We start from the raw sequence: 16,377 nt of genomic DNA, 5'->3' as shown, positions 1-16,377 counted from the left end.
ATTCCTATTACTGTTTGATGAGGACTGTGCTCGAGCGCAATGACACATAGCGCTGGAAAACCTCGCGAGCCTCGGCCATGCGGCCAGCTTGCCGCAGGGCGTGACTGCGCAACAGCGTCATCGGTATGCGGGAAGAGGGTTGCGTATCAAGTGCGTCCAGCCGGTCCAACACATCGAGCGCTTCGTCGCCTAGGCGCTCGGAGATAAGCGTGTAGGCTAGAATGCGGAGTAGACCCACGTCGTTGGAATGCTCGCGAGCCGCGATTCGCAACAGAGCCAGACTTTGTGCGCTCTGCCCGCACGCGAGGTGGACATAAGAGAGGGCGCAGAGCAGGTCGCGCTCCGGCCCGGAGATCGACAGAATATCGCGGGATTGGGGGACTTCTGGAACTACGGGCGCGGGGACATGCTGCAATCCATCAGGATCGGCCATGGCTAGCCCTTGATTAAGCTGTTTTGATTCTGCCGAAGCATCAACAAGCGCTGAAGTTCCTCCCGCAGGATCGCCAAACACTCACGCGCCGTCTTGTCATCCGGCGTCGCCTCCAACGCGCGGGTCAAGCGCTCCAGAAGAACACCATGCTTGTCGGCGCGCAGCACGTCCGGATGACGGAGGCGTGGAACGACGAAGGAGAGTAGGCCGCGTGACAGATTGGGACCATAAAGCGCAGCCAATACCGTGCGTAGATCGGCCTCATTTGCCCCTGCCTCGCTTTCGAACAAAGCGACGCGCGAGATGGCACCGACGGAGTTGACCTCGAGCGCCGCTTCGCTCGCACCATCAATTGGCAAATGATGCGAATACGCTTCGCGCCACGACGCGCGTTTCGTGCCGCCATCCGCATGAACGCCCCCGACTTCGATTTTGTCACCTTGTGACGGAGGCGAGCCGACGACCGGTGCGTGCTGACCCACATCTAACCCCTGCGACGAGGTGCCGGGCCCTACGGCGTGCTGGGGCAGCCTAGCCATTGCCTTCTCCTTCTTTCTTGCAGGGTAGAGACCTTAATATGGCAAAGCGGCAGATCGGCCGTTGCGACTGAGCAGAACTCGTCCATCCTCAATTCGATCAACGGTCCATCCATTACTCAAGAGCGCGCCGACGAAATACTTCTGGCCGGCAATAAGCAGATAAGGTTCGCTTCCGCGCCAGACAGCTTGGACAGCAATCGAAGACGGCATCTTCTCCTCTTTCACTGTGACAGCATTCACAAGAGTAGGAGTGCCGTTGGTTTGATGATCGAACCATTGCTGGATTTCCTTCCATTTTGCGACGAGGCTCGGCGTAATTGTGCCTTCCGCGGTCACAACGCCGAGCCCCGCCCCGATCTTGACATCAAGAAGGCCCGCTCGTGCGACCTGCTGCCGCAGCGATTCGGCTATTCCATCAGCAGCCCTTGCATCAAAAAGGTCGACGGTTGGTTTGGCGGCAATCTCGACCGCGCGCGATGACTCAGTGCTTAGCGCCACCGCGCTATCGCTGGGAGCGAAGATAGTTGAGACGGTGCCGATCACCACAGGGATGAGCAAGATCAGGCTGAGTGCCACGATCGAGCTGCGCGAGCGCTTGCTCGAAGCAACTGGCTTGAAATCCAATATCGACCAGCGGATGGACATCGCGCCAACATGAACGACCGCAGGAAGGGGCACACTGACGCGCTCGCCCGAAGTGATGCTCTCGTGACCGTCTATGCGGATATCGGCAGCGAGTGCCTCGACCTCAATCGAATCGCGCTGCGGGATGATGCGGAGGTGATGCGGTTCGAGCCCTTGTTCAACGAAGATAATGTCGGCATCGAGGCCGCTGCCGACAATGCTGCCGTCGCCCGCCGCCTTGCCCTTGAGGCCTGTATAGAGCCCCGAAAGCACCTCGAACTCGAGGGAAACCGATTCGTTCACGGACAATCTCCTGAATAACGAGAGAAGCCGTACGGCAGTGCCGTACGGCTCATCCAGATTTCGTCATTCACAGCGCGGCGGCGACGGTAGCAACGCGGTGAGCCAGGCGTCTTGCAGAATTACTGGACGCGCTCGTCGGCGACCTTCTTCTCGGACGAGAGTTCGGTCGTGATTCTGCGCATCGCCACGGCCTGGGCCTGAACCTTCTGGCTAACACGCTCGAATTCAGCCATCTGATTCTGGAAGCCCGCATCACCGGTCTGCTGGGCACCAGCAGCGCCGCCATTGCCGCCAACATTGTCAACCGCCATGTCTATTCACCTTTCTTTTCGGATATCGTTGGGTCTGATTTGTTACGAGACTCGGGCCGGCGAAACGATCGCAGGAATGGAAAGAAACATGGGCGTACCGCCGAGAGTGCTGAGACCAAGGTTGAGCTCCGGGCTCTTGCCGAGAGTGTCGGGCTTGGCCTGTACCTCGCTCTTTTCGCCGGCGTCTTTGTGGACTGCGGCCTTATCGTGGTCACCCTGCTCGGGCACCAAGGTGTGGACCACCTTGTCGAAGACCTTGTCCACGGTCCCGCCCAGTGCCGAACCAATGGCGGCTCCGGCGGGACCGCCAAGGTATCCGCCGGCAGCGCTTCCGATCATTTCTCCGATCATCGCATTCTCCTATGCTCGTCTTGTTGCGTTCAATAGACGACTGCTCGCCTAGATTTCAGCGGTCTCATGCTAGGGGCGCTACCTTTCGAGAAGCTGACGAGTCTCACGTTGAGCCGACTGAGTTGGTCTTTTGCGGCAGCCTTGCATCTGCTCGCAATCATCGGCTCGCCAGGGCGTTCCCTGCCGTGCGTGTAGTCGGCTTGGACGAGGCGGGCTGAGCGGTGCTTACCTGCGCGTTCAGCAATGATTTTACCTCACGGAGCCTGCTGCGGAGCATGTGGCTTGCGTGCAGCGAAAGGGGGAGACGGAAGCGGACGACAGGGTCATCGAGTTGGGCAGGTGTCGGTCTGCGCTTCACTCGTCCGTTCGCCTAACATGGGCGGCTGGCGAAAGCAGGTCTGGTTTCGGGAAGTCTTGATGATGGGGAAACTGACCGTGTTGCCTCGGGCGTTCACAAATCATCTCTGGAGGCGTTCCATCGCTGCTCGCGGATAGTGTGCAGGACCGGCGGGGGCGCTGATTTCGTGGTGCTATGGGATGATTGGTCGATTACCGGCAGCCGTCGCGTCACTCATCGTGAACACATGTGCGGGCGCCTTTGCTCCAGACGATTCTTGCCAAAGGGGAGGAGGCCTGAAGCTTGCGATACAGTTCAGGGTCATCGGACATCCGATCGATGTCAAAGTGGGGTGCGACTTCGGTCCCTCATCGTCGTCAGCTTTTCGACAGGTATTGGGGCTAAAGTTCCTGTGAGTTGAATGTGCGGCATGTGCTCGTGCCGTTACTGCGGCGGGATGAGTGGAAGGATCTCATTAGGGCTGCTGTTCTGGCAAGGAGAAGCAGCCATTCGCTCCGATGGGCAAAATGGTGCGTTCTCATGCAGATCTGAAGCGGCGTGCCTTGGTTAACTATGCGCGTAACGCTCGCAGTTTTACAGCTTTCTTCTATGCAACAGGAGTGAACTAAATGCAGTATCTTCCCGTGGCCGGTCTCCCCGTAGTCGGCGCGCTCGATTCGATGAACGGAGTGGCGCCAGAAGGTGCGGTTGTCACTCCCGCTTTCAACGCCTTGCTGGGGCCCAGTGCGGTCGTTCCGAGTGTCGTTCCCGTCGCCGTGACCCCAGTCATCGTTACGACCCAGGCGTACATGATGGCGCCTCCTCCTCCCACCATGCTGATGAGCCAGTTGAATCAGAATTCTCAGCCTGCTGTGGATCCAGTGTGGACGCATGAGGTCAAGGATGGCAAGGCCACGATCAACCTTGGCGATAAGTATACCATTACGGCCAATGAGAAGGATGGCACCTGGACAGTTCGCAATAACCAGACCGGCCATGTCACAGTGATTCATGGCGACCCCCACGTCGATGCCGACGGAGACGGCAAGGATGACTTCGATTTCAAGAAGGACATGACGTTCGAGCTCGACGACGGCACGAAAATTACTGTCAATAATGTCGACTACGGTAATGGTCAGGCCATCTCCTCAAGGCTTACCATTACGAACGGCCATAACGCGATGGTTGTCGAGGGGCTCGGGGACGACAAGGATGGCAAAAACAATCTGAGGGTGACGCAGTCGAATGCTGGCATGACCCTCGACGAGCTGACGTCCGATGGTGCCCAGACGATCCATGAGAGTGGCCAAGGCTGGGTCGATGGCGCCGGACGCGCGGTGAATCAGGCGAGTATCGATGCTGGCGAAGAAGGGCGCGGGCCGGGCAACTACCAATATGCGAGCGCGGCGCCTGCCTCTACGGCCCCCGTCTTCTTCGTTCCTCCGCCGCCGCCGCCTCTCGCGATGGTGCCCGTTGCGGTCGCTCAGGCACCCGCGCAGTCATCTCAGCGGTCGTCTCTGCCGGCGCCAGTGTGGTCGCATGAGGTCAGGGACGGCGTGGCTGAGATCAAGCTTGGTGATAAGTATTCGATCTTGGTCGCCGAAAATGACGGGACGGTGCTCATTCGTAACAATCAAACCGGTAAGGTCACGGCGGTTAAAGGCGATCCCCACGTCGATGCTGACGGTGACGGCAAGATCGATTTTGACTTCAAGAAGAACATGACTTTCCAGCTCGACGACGGCACGAAGATTACCGTCGACACCGTCGATATCGGCCACGGCAAAACCATGGCCTCGAAGCTGACCATTACCAACGGCGACAATGCCATGGTTGTCGAAGGGCTGGGAGACCGCTTCGACGGTAAGAACAATCTGAGGGTGACGCAGTCGAATGCGGGGCGTGCGCTTGATCAGCTGACATCGGATGGAGCGCAAACGATTTATGAACAACCAGGCTCGGGCTGGGTTGATCGGTCTGGACGCCAAGTGAACCAGGCGATCATCGATAGCAATGAGAACCCAGGCGCATCGTCGAAAGCCTGACGGGTACTGGGCAGCGTTCCAGCTTATCGGGTAAGTCACTGAAGCGGGCGCTAGCGCCCGCTTTTCGTGTTGGGCGAGATTTGAGGATATTAGGTGCGGCGGCGTATCGATCCAGGATCGCCGCTCTCGTCGCGCGATCCGGGCGGTCTGAGCTTTGGGGCCAATCGTACCGACAAACAGGCCGTGACTTAGGATCAGGTACCCGCAACAACCTTCAATGCTGGTGCCAGCGATCGAGCAGTTGCGCAGGTATGAGCGCCCCGAGCGCCAAAGCTGCCGATTTTAAGGAAAACTTAGAAGGCGGACGAGTTCGCGGGCGGCTGCAGATCTAATCGAGAACATCCTAGCTCGCACAATTTATCATCAAAATGGAGCGGTCCGTGAGCGCTCCGCGTGAACCCGCATCGGAGAATAGGGGGTAGGCCGCTGGACTTGGGGTGCCCTTAAGCTTGGGCCACCGTTAAGCCTCCTGAGTTGCAGTGCAGCTTTGCCACTGCGGAAGGCAAAAGAAAGTCGCTGCGGCGCTTTCCGATAGATCCGAGTGCGATCGGATTTGCGGACCCGCTCGCGCCGCCGACCTGGAGGATCACCTAAGACGCGTCCAGCTGCTGTTATTGCCAAGTCTGGCTTGCTTCGCCCGATCGTTCTCGATTTGACCGTCCGTCCGACATCCTTTCCCGTGCGCGTCCGAGAATCCGGGGGGCTACCCATCATCTAGCTCGCTCATGGCGTCATCCATATCCGACTGGAAATCGCTTATGACTTGGGTAGCGACGGAAACCAGAGCTTTTTCGAAGGCTCGCTGCAACAATGCTGCGGGCGAGTTGTCGCCGCCGTTCCCGGCGTTATCGGTGTTTGGGCCAGCCTCTGGCCCCGTTGCTGCGATGTCGGCTACGCCTGCGTCCATGTCGTAACACCCAGATAGCGGCGTTGCCGCGAGATGACCTATTCTCGTCATGCTAGCAGGGACAGCTTGCGAGAAGCTGACAAAGAGTGAGGCCCTGCCGATGCGATGATTCCTGCGCGCAGTGATGACAGGTTTGGTTCCGCGCCGGCGAGTGTTGATGCGCAAGGACTGTGCTGGCTCGAAGCTTTTGGCAGCCGCGTGTCCGCCGAACATCGGCGCGCATCGGTTCGGCTCGAGGCGCACCTAAAAGTACGGATCGGATGGGCATCTGCGTTCTACTACCGTGCAATAGAGAGCTTGGGCCTCTGTCTCACGATGCGAGCCGAAAAAAAGCACGATGAAGGTGCACCTCGCCCAACTTCTGAGATAGGTTATCGAGTACTTGGAAGCAGCAGCCTTTGGCTGGGCTGCAAAATGAGATGGGAGACAGTGGGTGCGAACAGATTTTTCGCGGATCAATCGGTCTAAGGCGATCTTCGACGATATTTATGCTTTGGATGATCCGAGGGCATACTTCACTGTTCTCGGAGGCTTGGATTATATGATCCCTGACGTGGCTGAGCCGGTGGTGCGGCAAATTCTAGCAGCGAAAGCTTCGGCAACCGGCCTTAAGCCGGTCGTGCTTGACGTCGGCTGTTCATACGGCATCAACGCGGCGGTGCATCGCTTTCCCCTGACCTTCGGGGGCCTGCGTCACCGCTACGCTCGGCGCGAAATGAGGGCGATTAGCTCTGAGACACTGGTGCGTCTTGATCGCCATTTTTATGCAGCTTGGCCTGATGTCGGTTTGGCGCGGTTTATCGGCCTCGACGTCTCGGCACCGGCAATCAGCTACGCAACAAATGTCGGTCTGCTGGAGCAGGGCATTGTCGCTGACCTTGAACAGGAGCCGCTATGGACAGACAGCGCGCACATTCTCCGCTCTGTGGATGTTGTCATGTCGACGGGGTGCATCGGCTACATCACGGAGAAGACGTTCAGCAAAATTCTCGATGCGACACACAAATGTCCATGGATCATCTCCTTCGTGCTGCGCATGTTTCCATTTGAGTCTTTTGCCTCGACGTTCGCCAGTCGTGGCCTTGTGACAGAACGTCTTTCCGGCGCGACCTTTGTCCAGCGTCGCTTTCGCGATGCTGAAGAGTTTGAAGGGTGTTTGGCCAGCTTGGCGGCTCTTGGCCTTGATGCCACCGGTCTTGAATCAGAAGGGCTATTTCACGCCGATCTGATGTTGTCCCGTCCTGAGGCGGACGCGCGCGCCGCTCCTCTGCAAAGCATTGTCACCGTCGCCAGCGGCAGGGGGCGGCCGATTGGGCCGCGTTACGTCCATGTTGAAGGGGCCGAGGGCTTGCAGGTCGCGCTTGAGCCGTAACAGGTCAGGAGCCGCTCCCCTGCGACAGTCCGTTCGGCGGCTGATCAAGAACTCTAACTTAGCGGACAGGGATTACCAAGTTTCCGTTCGGCGACTCACAGCATCAGATCAGTTTTCTGGCGGCGCGAAGTGCGCAATTCTTGTTCAAATTCCGACAGCGGCACAAAGCCCGTCGGGTTCAAAACACTGGTCGCCGTGAAGTGTCGTTGAGCTATTCGTGCGCAATTAGGCACTTAATGCGCGCAGACGATGCTGGCACGGACGTTGCTAGCAAGGTGCAGCAGTACTGAAAGTGCTGAGCACACCCAGACGCGACTCGAGCGATGCTCTCCTTCCTTGAACCGATGTGGCCCGCTTGTGAGAGGACGAGCTTGTTCTCTGTGACTTTGTGTGTCGTCGCGCTTAGCGCGGCGACACCGACATTCGCTACGATCTCGTTCGGCAGCCCGTCTACACCAAAGCACTACCCCTCTCGGTCGCGGTCGCCATCGGAGTCAGTAGCACAAAACGTCGCGCAGCCTATGACAACAACTTTGGAGAGTAACATGGCGCTGGGCTTAGAATCCCCGGCTCCCCCGATCAAGGTGGAGAACTGGCTGCGTGGTCAGCCCCTCACGAGCTTCCAGCCCGGGAAAGTGTACATCGTCGAATTTTGGGCAACTTGGTGCGCACCGTGTGTGGCGGCGGTCTCCGATCTGGTACAGCTGCAAGAGAAATACAGAGATAGCGGAGTTGAGGTCCTCGGAATAGCAGCTAGTGAGCGCGCTCAAACAGCGGAAGAGGCCCGAAGCAAGTTGGACGCATGGTTAACAGAAAAGTTGCCGAATCTCAACTATCGGGTCGGGTTCGACTACACACGCGAAATGAACAAGCTTTGGATGGAGTCCAGCTTTTCTGTTGGGATTCCCACCTCGTTCGTCGTCGACCGCGATGGCCACATCGCCTTTATCGGTTCCCCGACGCAACTCGAAGACGTCTTGCCGAAGATTCTGACCGGCAGCTGGCGCATCAGCGATGAAGCGAAAGCCGCCGATGCAGAGCGGATCGCCAACGGCGAACGCACAATGCCGATCTTCGCCAAACTGACGCCGGCGGTAAAGGCGCAGGATTGGGCGAAGGCGCTTTCGGTGGTCGAGGAAGCCGTCGCTGTTCTGCCGGATGACTTGACCTTCCGCGTGCTCCATGCGGATCTGTTGCTTCACAAAATGCGCGACTTGCAGGCCGGCCTGCCGGTGATGCGCCAATTGGTTCGTGACGCGATCAACAAAAAATCCGCGGCTTGGACGGCGCAGGCGATGCAACAACTCTTTGATCCGGCGAATGACAACGCTCATTTGCCGCAGGCCGAGCGCTTTGCGATGGGCAATGAGTTATCCGAACACATTCTTGCAGTAAATCCTCCGCAACGCGGCGAGGCCCCTAAGTTCGTGTCCTATCCGGCGGTCGCCCAGTACTATTACGAGAGCGGCAACAAGGATCGCGCGATCGAGTTGATCGAGGTGACGCTGAAGTCGCTGGACGGCCCAGCACCTATCCCGGACAACCTGAAACAGCATGTTATGTCGGAATTGGTCCAAACGCTGGCTAACTACAAGGGGCAGAAAGCTTGCTATGGGTCTCTTTGTGCGACTCCGCAACCCGGAGTTTCGCAAAGTACCAAAGTGCAAGCGCCGGAGGAGAGAAGATGAAAAGGGGTAACGATCTGAGCTGCTCGCTGGTTAATCGTCCATTTACCCGGTGGGCCATCGTCAATTAACGATCAGCGAGCACGGCGGTGGATCGTTTGTGGCACGTTGGAAGTTCGGGCTGCTATGACCTCCATCCGGATCGACGCGGAGGTGATCTTCTTGGTGAATTCGCGCGACGATCCCATAGCGCAAAGTCTCTGGCATTCATATGCTGAACACTTCCTTGATCAAAATAAACCTTTGCGGACGCCATGGCCGAGGCCGGAGCTACGTGGACATCCCCACGCTTGTGCAGACGGGCCAAGATGAGTGACGCCGATCCGCCTACCTCGCTCACACAAGCTCGGATCGCGCAAGGCTGGCCGATGTCTCAGATCGATGCTCTCAGCCCGAGGAGGTCGCAAAGCGTGATGCGCTTCAGCTAAGCGTTTAGGCGAAGAGTGGGTGGATGAGTAAGAAGATTTCGGCCGCAGCCCCCAGATTCCGGGCATTTATCGCATCAACTCGCACGGCGCGCCAAGCATTGGGCACATCGGGTCTGGATCGAACGGTTTTTACACCGCGTGTGCCGCAAACCCATAGCGCCATGACCAGTCAAGATGACAAACGACCCGCCGCAATCAGCTTGGTTCTCCCGTTTGCGTTGGAGCACTGGCTGAAGCAGCCAGTCCGTGCCACGATTATCCTTGTCGGCTTCTTAGGTGCGACGGTCGCCGACCTATTCATGCCGGTCTATTCCGGCCGTCTGGTGGATGCATTGACGTCGGGCCCCTCCGACCAAGCGGCGCGACATGCGGCACTGATTGCGTTCGCTGGTACCCTCGCACTTGGTCTGCTCTCAATTATATTCCGGTTTATGGGCTTGCAGGCGATCGTGCCGTTCACGTTGAAGACCATGTCGGATGTGGCCCGTGGGGCCTTCATGCGCGTGCAGCGCTTCTCAACCGACTGGCACGCTAACTCGTTCGCGGGCTCGACCGTGCGCAAGATCACCCGCGGCATGTGGGCGATCGACCTGCTTAACCACACGATCCTGATGGCATTGTTGCCGTCGCTCGCGGTGCTCGTGGGCTCGACGATCCTGCTCGGCCTGCATTGGCCCGAGGTCGGCGCAGTGATCGGCCTCGGCGCAGTGATCTATGTTGCCATCACGACGGCATTGACGATCGGCTACATCGCGCCGGCGGCGCGCGTCTCCAACGCCTGGGACAGCAAAGTCAGCGGCACGCTAGCGGACGCGCTCACTTGCAATATTGTGGTGAAATCTTTCGGTGCTGAGGCGCGTGAGGATGCGCGGCTTGACGGTGTCGTCAGACGCTGGCGGGCGCGGGTGCAGCGCACCTGGCTGCGGTCCAACGGCACGAGCACGGTGCAGCTCGTGATGCTCTTGTGTTTTCGTGCTTCGGTGATCGGCGGCGCCATCCTGCTGTGGATAGCGGGGCGCGCCTCTCCGGGCGACGTCACCTATGTGTTGACAAGCTATTACATCATCCACGCCTATTTGCGTGACGTCGGGATGCACATCAACAATCTGCAGCGCTCCGTCAACGACATGGAGGAACTCGTTACCTTCTATGGCGAGCCGATCGGAATTGTCGATGCCTCCGACGCCAAGCCGATCAACATTCACGGTGGGAGGATCACGTTCGAGGACGTCACCTTCCTCTATGAGGGCGATCGCGCGCCGCTCTATAACGGATTGTCGATCAACATCCGCGCCGGCGAGCGGATCGGCCTGGTCGGCCGCTCCGGCTCCGGCAAGACCACGTTCATCAAGCTGCTTCAGCGGCTCTACGACGTCTCCGGTGGCGAGATCCTGATCGACGGGCAGAACATCGCGCTGGCCACGCAGCAATCGTTGCGCAGCCAGATCGCGATCGTGGAGCAGGAGCCGATCCTGTTTCACCGCTCGTTGGCTGAAAACATCGCCTATGGCCGACCCGGCGCCAGCATGGCGGCGATCAAACAGGCAGCGAGGCTCGCCAATGCGCATGACTTCATCATGCGATCGCCGAAGGGCTACGGCACACTGGTGGGTGAGCGCGGCGTAAATCTGTCGGGCGGCGAGCGGCAGCGCGTTGCGCTGGCGCGCGCGTTCCTTGCCGATGCGCCAGTGTTGATCCTGGACGAGGCGACGTCGAGCCTGGATTCGGAATCGGAAGCGCTGATCCAAGAGGCGATGGAACGGCTGATGAAGGACCGCACCTCGATCGTAATCGCGCACCGCCTGTCGACGGTGCGCGGCCTCGACCGCATCCTGGTGTTCGATCGCGGCGAGATAGTCGAGCAGGGCACGCATCCGGCACTGATCGTGCAACCCGGCGGCATCTATCGCAGCTTGTTCGAGCGGCAGGCCATCGAGTTCGGCCCGCTCTCGGCGGAAGGCCAGCCTAAAACGTGGCTGGCCGCATCTCCGTAGCCCTAGTGCTATTTGGCCCTTCTGGAGGGACATGAGCATGGCCTGATAGTCCCACATCCCTTTAGCAATCTGGTGACGGAGGCGCGCGTGTGCGTTGATGCAAAGGCCCATGAAGAATTCTTCCGGACGTGGCTCGCAGACAGGGTTGTTGAGCCGGGCCGGTCGTTCCGCTTAAGCAAGGTCCGCGACGGCGGCAGCGGGATTACGGAGTCACGGCGGAAGCTGCCGCAGGATGCGCGGGTGCGCGGCCAGGCGTGGCGGCTTGGTGTGACCCTGGCGAGCCTCTGCCATCTCCTTTGAGGGAGGTGGTCGCGCGCAGCAGCGGCTGTGAGCAGGTGGTGTTCGGCACGGTGCTGTTCGGCCGCATGCATGGCGGCGCCGGTGCCGCCGCACGATGGGCCTGTCCATCAACACCGTGCCGCTGCAGCTCGATCTTGACCGCACCGCCGTCGAGGCTGGCCTGCACATCACACATGCCCGCCTGCCCGAGCTGCTCGCGTATGAGCATGCCTCACCGGCAAGGAGTTCTTCATTCAGGTTCGCATCTGATTTCTCCCCAGGCGTAGGGGACCGTAACGACTTCCGCCCAACGTGGTCAGAACGGGTAAGTGGGGCCGCTAAATTTAGAACGAAGCCAGTCTGGTCGACAGCGGGGCCCTAGCCAATGTCATTTGAGCGATGGAAAAGACTTCATCCGGATTTGCGCAAGCTTAAGCGATAACCGGAAAATGCAACCCAACGCATAGCCGACCATTTCGGGCGAGAAGCGATAGCGCGGCAAACATAACTACTGGGGGAATGTTCGATCGATCGGCGAGAGGGTCAGGGGCGTTGCTACTTCGTGCATCATCTCGTTTATCCACGTCATGGACGGCCTGACGCTGTCACTCAGTCAGGGCTCATTGTGCCGCGGCTCAGCGCCGGTCTACCTCGATGTCCAACATCCCGAGATAGAGGAGTTCCTGCGCTCGCGGCCTACAATCTGATCCGCCTGCCCAAGCTGCTAGCGGTGCAGCTATGAGCGTATGGGCAAATGGCGTGTCGTGGAAACGCCCGATCACCACATCGCTGGGGCGAGCTCTTGCATTCTGTTCACAAAGGAAGGCGGCGAATCCGCCTTGGACTGCCTCACGGGGGCAATACATGGCTGTTGCGAAGGCGATGCCGTCGAGTTCACATGGAACGAAGCGACGAGATGGAGCCGCTAGAGGCAGCGTTGGGCAGAAGACCTCGCCGATGGCTCGCTTGAAGTGAGATATACCTCGAAGGCGGCGACGACATTCGTCTTATCGCCCGCCGATTGGATTTCTTCAACAGCCTGATGGACCTGATTTCGCGTCAAATTGCAATGCTCTTCGGCGCAGGCGCTTCTGTTTTCCACTTGGCCATCTGAACAATGACCGGGTCTATTTCGTACATCCAGCTAGCGCGGTCTTTGAGACTTGGACGCAGCCCCCGCGCGACCTGGCCTGGGCACTTATGAAGCGGCCCCGAAAGGAAAAGCTTGGCCGCGGAATACCCGCCGGCAAGGCCGCCTCTCGCCAGGGGCTCGTGCCATCGGCAAGGTCGGCGTCCGCTCCGCGGAGATCACTCTGCTGTGGCTCGGCTGCAGCCGTTAGCGGATGGGCGGATCTTCCGCGTCTGCAGGTTGGTCTTGCTCGCAGTCTTCAGGCCATAGGGTCGGGTCTAGCGACGGTGTGAGACGAATGAAGTCCTCTTCTCTCCATTCGGCCGTATGAGGCACCCCGAGAATGGTGAAAACTGTCGGGTGGTCCTTGCTCGGCTTCACTCCGCTGCGCTCCAGCATGTCGATCTGAGCGCCTGTGGCTGTTTGGCCAGCAAACACCCAGTAATCCTTGGCGAGATGTCCGTCCTGCATACGGAACTCGGAAAGTTCTGGCGGTCCAACCGCGGAAGACCCAGCTTGAGGCGGTTCCGCTTGCAATGGCCCCGCATGGGAGGGGCCGGCTTGCGACGGCTCACCCTGCAAAGGGGCGCCGCGCGATGGTCCTGCATGCGATGGCCCCGCTTGTGATGGCTCAACGTGCGGTGGCTCGGCATGCAACGGGCCGACATCCAGATTCTGCCATATCAGGTCTTGATCGAAGCCGGGATGTTCCTCGATCGCCTGAGCGATGGACTGCTGCGAGAGGTGCTGCGAGCCGTTTGCCGGCTCTGGCGCGGCGTCGGCCGCAGGAGCCGTATATAGAGTATCCTGCCAACCAGAGTCTGGCGAATCGTGCGCTAAATCTGGATATGGCGGATAGAGGTGCCCAGTATCGAAGTATGGAGAGTAGGGATGGCCGGCGTCCAGATAGGGTGAATAAGCCTCGCGCTGCAGTACTGGAGGGGCAACGCCATGGGGCGAAGCGCCAGCCTGTGTGACGCTGAGCTGCCGCTCGAACTCGGTTCTATCTGTAGCCGTCCGCGGTGTGTCGGGCTCCGGGCTCGTATTCGCCAGGGCGACTGCATTGAGATCCACCCTGTTCCTCCTTTCAATTGATGGAGAGCGCATCGAGCGATGCGAAGCATCAGCCAGCTTAGAAGCGCGCGTTCGGAGGCTCGCATTGAACTTCTTGCGCCACGTTAAAAGATGGCGCTACCCACTTTTCCCTCGAGCACCCGGTCTCTGATCCATACATCCGGGGCTGCCACAAACAAGGCAGCCGTCCAGACCTCGCAGGCTCATGCTGGGGACCTTAGCTTTCGAGAAGCTGACGATCGGATGAATATACGCTGACGTCGGATGGACCGACTCCGCTCGAAGGGGTCTCGCATCTTCGACCATCACTTCTGGCCTGGACCGGGTTCGCGCGAAATGCTCTCCTGGTGTGGCGTTTCGAGAGAACCTTCCGGCCGCCCGTCTCGAAAGACCGTGCTCGAAGAGCCGCGAAATAACATTAAAACCGACTCACGCTGTGGCTTTTCGGCCGCGACGGGATTGCGCCGGGCCTGCGCCTCCGCCACGAGGCCCTTAAGGGTCTGGTCCACCAGCGCAACAAATCGGGGTGGGCCAGAAGCAAGGATGAGGCCCTCTCCCGGAGCCGGTTTCACGATATAGCGCTCATCAGAGATGTTGAGCGCGTCGAGCGCGGACTTGAACGCATCGAAGCTGATCGGGTTCAACACAATCAACCGGCTTTGCGCCTCGTGGGCAGCGGAGATGTAAAGGACCAGCCCGTCGTAATACCACTGAAGATTGTAGAGGGCGGTCAAACGGTCGAGGAATTCTCGTGGCGGCAGGTCCGGCATTCGTCCGCGAATCCGGCCCCTGACCTCGACGCTGACATTGACCCTGATATTGAGATTGTTTCCGAACTCCTGCAGTGCCGCAGAAAGGTCCTGATCGAGAACGGTGTAGCTATAAGGGGCGGACGGCAGTGAAAGGGATGCGCCAAACGAGCGCATCATTCCGAGACACACGAAAACGCCGACACAAAGAATCCTTTTCAAAATTTGTACCATGGTGGATCGCGCGAGCATTCCCGGACGTCTTCTCATCATGAAGTTGGAATTTCGCTCCAGCTTGGAAGCGAAACATGATCTTTAGATGACGCAGTCAGCCCGATCTTCGTCAGGTTTTCGTCAGCTCACCAGCCTATGAACTCCATCGGTTTATCGGCCCAAAACGCCTAGGTCTCATCACACGAGCACAATGACTCATTCCATGTTGTTAGGCGCAACGCCGATCTCTCCCAATTCAGCCGACTGTCTTTCCAATGCCTGCTCGCCGGCAGCTCTTGGCGAGCAGGTGCGCTTTGAGCAGTCCCTGGTGCAAGTAGCTTCCAATCAGGGATCTGCTTCCTCGCTCGCGGACAGGCCCGCAGCGCCTCCGCCGATATTGGAGGTCCAGCGCACGAATGTGCTAGCAAATGCGCCGGGTGACCGAATCCTCCAAACCCTTTCGGGCATGTACCACGGCCGTGCCATTCCTCCGGCGATTGCGCCAGCTGCCGTGACCGGCGTGCAGCCTGGGCCGGCTACGCAGCCGCTTTTGCAGACGGACAGTGCCGGTGCGCATACGACTGTTAAACCGGTTGGAGCCGACTTCGATTCGATGATGACGAATCTGCGAGACGTATACAGAGACGTCATTCAGGTTTCCCTCGTCTCCAAGGGCACCAGCGCTGTCAGTTCGTCACTGAATAAGCTGCTGTCGGCCGGCTGAGTGCGTCGATGACTGGCGTGATGAAAAGGGGTGGCTGTGGCGGCCGTCATTCGTGGCGGCGGTTTCGCATGTGTCTTGCTCTGCCCTTTCTCCTCCCGCTGATCGGCTGTAAGGCTGATCTCTACACCAAAATTCAGGAGCGCGAGGCCAATGAGATGCTCGCGCTTCTCCTTGGCAAGGGCGTTGATGCTGTCCGTGTTGTCGCCAAGGACGGAACCAGCACAATTCAGGTCGAGGAAAAGCAGCTCGCCTATTCGATCGACCTGCTAAATGTTGAGGGGCTGCCGCGCCAATCCTTCAAGAATCTCGGCGAGGTGTTCAAAGGATCGGGCCTCGTTGCCTCACCGATCGAGGAGCGGGCACGTTACGTTTACGCTCTAAGCGAAGAATTGTCGCGCACCATCAGCGATATAGATGGCGTCCTTTCAGCACGTGTCCATGTCGTTCTGCCGAAGAACGACTTGTTGCGGCAAGATGCGACCCCATCCTCGGCCTCGGTTTTCATTCGCCACGGCTCCAACGCGAAACTCTCGGCCCTGTTGCCCCAGATCAAGATGCTCGTCGCAAACAGCATTGAAGGGCTGTCTTATGACAAGGTCGCGGTCGTCTTCGTGCCGGTCGAGCGCGCTCCGCTCGAGCAGTCGGCCGCGCCGCCAGCCGCTGCGGCTCAGTCAGCCAGAGCCGGTTCAATGCCGTCACTTACCCTTGCTGTGGGAGGCGCCGGAGCGGTATTCGGCATCGTAGCTTACGTATTGCTGGGCCCGCGTGTGCGCCAGTTTGGACAATCATCGCGCAAGCTGAGCATGTTCGGTAGACGCTCGAGTGTGCCTGCTGAGCAATCGGCTGGCAAAAAGATGATTGCTGATGCGATATAGTCGGG

14 protein-coding genes and 1 pseudogene are annotated in these 16,377 nt (G+C 59.0%); 7 read left to right on the top strand and 8 right to left on the bottom strand.

Annotated features, from left to right (window positions below; translation table 11 throughout):
* Positions 1–7 precede the first annotated feature (7 nt).
* The 5 genes from HZZ13_RS01605 to HZZ13_RS01585 form a co-directional block, all read right to left on the bottom strand.
* Positions 8–433, bottom strand: coding sequence for a hypothetical protein (locus HZZ13_RS01605; RefSeq protein WP_197957915.1), 426 nt, complete (start codon positions 431–433; stop codon positions 8–10).
* Between the two features lie 2 nt (positions 434–435).
* Positions 436–972 carry a hypothetical protein gene (locus HZZ13_RS01600; RefSeq protein WP_197957914.1) on the bottom strand — a complete coding sequence of 179 codons (537 nt, stop codon included), beginning with the start codon at positions 970–972 and terminating at the stop codon, positions 436–438.
* Between the two features lie 33 nt (positions 973–1,005).
* Positions 1,006–1,899, bottom strand: a complete 894-nt coding sequence (locus tag HZZ13_RS01595) for a SctD/MshK family protein (RefSeq protein WP_197957913.1) — start codon at positions 1,897–1,899, stop codon at positions 1,006–1,008.
* Between the two features lie 119 nt (positions 1,900–2,018).
* A complete protein-coding gene (locus tag HZZ13_RS01590) occupies positions 2,019–2,210 on the bottom strand; it encodes a hypothetical protein (RefSeq protein WP_027571392.1) in 192 nt (63 codons plus the stop codon).
* 42 nt (positions 2,211–2,252) lie between these two features.
* Positions 2,253–2,561 (bottom strand): hypothetical protein, encoded by a 309-nt coding sequence (locus HZZ13_RS01585; protein ID WP_197957912.1) that lies wholly within the window; start codon positions 2,559–2,561, stop codon positions 2,253–2,255.
* 966 nt (positions 2,562–3,527) lie between these two features.
* Here HZZ13_RS01585 and HZZ13_RS01580 point away from each other — a divergent pair.
* Positions 3,528–4,943 carry a DUF1521 domain-containing protein gene (locus tag HZZ13_RS01580; protein ID WP_197957911.1) on the top strand — a complete coding sequence of 472 codons (1,416 nt, stop codon included), beginning with the start codon at positions 3,528–3,530 and terminating at the stop codon, positions 4,941–4,943.
* A gap of 703 nt (positions 4,944–5,646) precedes the next feature.
* On the opposite strand, the gene HZZ13_RS01575 is transcribed toward HZZ13_RS01580, so the two are convergent.
* Entirely contained in the window at positions 5,647–5,850 is a 204-nt protein-coding gene (locus HZZ13_RS01575; RefSeq protein ID WP_027571389.1) for a hypothetical protein, read from the bottom strand.
* A gap of 433 nt (positions 5,851–6,283) precedes the next feature.
* Here HZZ13_RS01575 and HZZ13_RS01570 point away from each other — a divergent pair, with 433 nt between their 5' ends.
* The 4 genes and pseudogenes from HZZ13_RS01570 to HZZ13_RS01555 form a co-directional block, all read left to right on the top strand.
* A complete protein-coding gene (locus HZZ13_RS01570) occupies positions 6,284–7,222 on the top strand; it encodes a class I SAM-dependent methyltransferase (RefSeq protein ID WP_197957910.1) in 939 nt (312 codons plus the stop codon).
* A 545-nt stretch (positions 7,223–7,767) separates the two neighbouring features.
* The gene (locus HZZ13_RS01565) at positions 7,768–8,910 is read left to right on the top strand and encodes a TlpA disulfide reductase family protein (RefSeq protein WP_197957909.1); all 1,143 of its coding nucleotides are present in this window, start codon (positions 7,768–7,770) and stop codon (positions 8,908–8,910) included.
* A gap of 586 nt (positions 8,911–9,496) precedes the next feature.
* Complete coding sequence (locus HZZ13_RS01560; RefSeq protein WP_197957908.1) at positions 9,497–11,329, top strand: ABC transporter ATP-binding protein; 1,833 nt, start codon at positions 9,497–9,499, stop codon at positions 11,327–11,329.
* 803 nt (positions 11,330–12,132) lie between these two features.
* A pseudogene (locus tag HZZ13_RS01555) lies at positions 12,133–12,315 on the top strand (ribonucleotide reductase barrel domain-containing protein); the annotation flags it as partial.
* A gap of 629 nt (positions 12,316–12,944) precedes the next feature.
* Here HZZ13_RS01555 and HZZ13_RS36610 read toward each other — a convergent pair.
* Both HZZ13_RS36610 and HZZ13_RS01545 read right to left on the bottom strand, forming a co-directional pair.
* Positions 12,945–13,811: a hypothetical protein gene (locus tag HZZ13_RS36610; protein WP_246504245.1), complete on the bottom strand. Its 867-nt coding sequence runs from the start codon at positions 13,809–13,811 to the stop codon at positions 12,945–12,947.
* Between the two features lie 305 nt (positions 13,812–14,116).
* Entirely contained in the window at positions 14,117–14,812 is a 696-nt protein-coding gene (locus HZZ13_RS01545; RefSeq protein ID WP_246504244.1) for a secretin N-terminal domain-containing protein, read from the bottom strand.
* A 172-nt stretch (positions 14,813–14,984) separates the two neighbouring features.
* On the opposite strand from HZZ13_RS01545, the gene HZZ13_RS01540 reads away from it, so the two are divergent.
* Together HZZ13_RS01540 and sctJ are read left to right on the top strand one after the other, a co-directional pair.
* Complete coding sequence (locus HZZ13_RS01540; RefSeq protein WP_246504243.1) at positions 14,985–15,497, top strand: nodulation protein NolB; 513 nt, start codon at positions 14,985–14,987, stop codon at positions 15,495–15,497.
* An 8-nt stretch (positions 15,498–15,505) separates the two neighbouring features.
* Positions 15,506–16,372, top strand: coding sequence for a type III secretion system inner membrane ring lipoprotein SctJ (gene sctJ, locus HZZ13_RS01535; RefSeq protein WP_197957907.1), 867 nt, complete (start codon positions 15,506–15,508; stop codon positions 16,370–16,372).
* Positions 16,373–16,377 lie beyond the last annotated feature (5 nt).

This window comes from Bradyrhizobium agreste (assembly GCF_016031625.1).
Lineage (GTDB): Bacteria > Pseudomonadota > Alphaproteobacteria > Rhizobiales > Xanthobacteraceae > Bradyrhizobium > Bradyrhizobium agreste.
Note: the sequence above shows the minus strand (reverse complement) of the source record. Positions and strands in the feature narration are given on the sequence as shown.

Coding starts and splice junctions, on each gene's coding strand:
- HZZ13_RS01605 (WP_197957915.1), bottom strand. CDS start 433: ATGGCCGATCCTGATGGATTGCAGCATGTCCCCGCGCCCGTAGTTCCA.
- HZZ13_RS01600 (WP_197957914.1), bottom strand. CDS start 972: ATGGCTAGGCTGCCCCAGCACGCCGTAGGGCCCGGCACCTCGTCGCAG.
- HZZ13_RS01590 (WP_027571392.1), bottom strand. CDS start 2,210: ATGGCGGTTGACAATGTTGGCGGCAATGGCGGCGCTGCTGGTGCCCAG.
- HZZ13_RS01585 (WP_197957912.1), bottom strand. CDS start 2,561: ATGATCGGAGAAATGATCGGAAGCGCTGCCGGCGGATACCTTGGCGGT.
- HZZ13_RS01580 (WP_197957911.1), top strand. CDS start 3,528: ATGCAGTATCTTCCCGTGGCCGGTCTCCCCGTAGTCGGCGCGCTCGAT.
- HZZ13_RS01575 (WP_027571389.1), bottom strand. CDS start 5,850: ATGGACGCAGGCGTAGCCGACATCGCAGCAACGGGGCCAGAGGCTGGC.
- HZZ13_RS01565 (WP_197957909.1), top strand. CDS start 7,768: ATGGCGCTGGGCTTAGAATCCCCGGCTCCCCCGATCAAGGTGGAGAAC.
- HZZ13_RS01560 (WP_197957908.1), top strand. CDS start 9,497: ATGACCAGTCAAGATGACAAACGACCCGCCGCAATCAGCTTGGTTCTC.
- HZZ13_RS01545 (WP_246504244.1), bottom strand. CDS start 14,812: ATGCTCGCGCGATCCACCATGGTACAAATTTTGAAAAGGATTCTTTGT.
- HZZ13_RS01540 (WP_246504243.1), top strand. CDS start 14,985: ATGACTCATTCCATGTTGTTAGGCGCAACGCCGATCTCTCCCAATTCA.
- sctJ (WP_197957907.1), top strand. CDS start 15,506: ATGACTGGCGTGATGAAAAGGGGTGGCTGTGGCGGCCGTCATTCGTGG.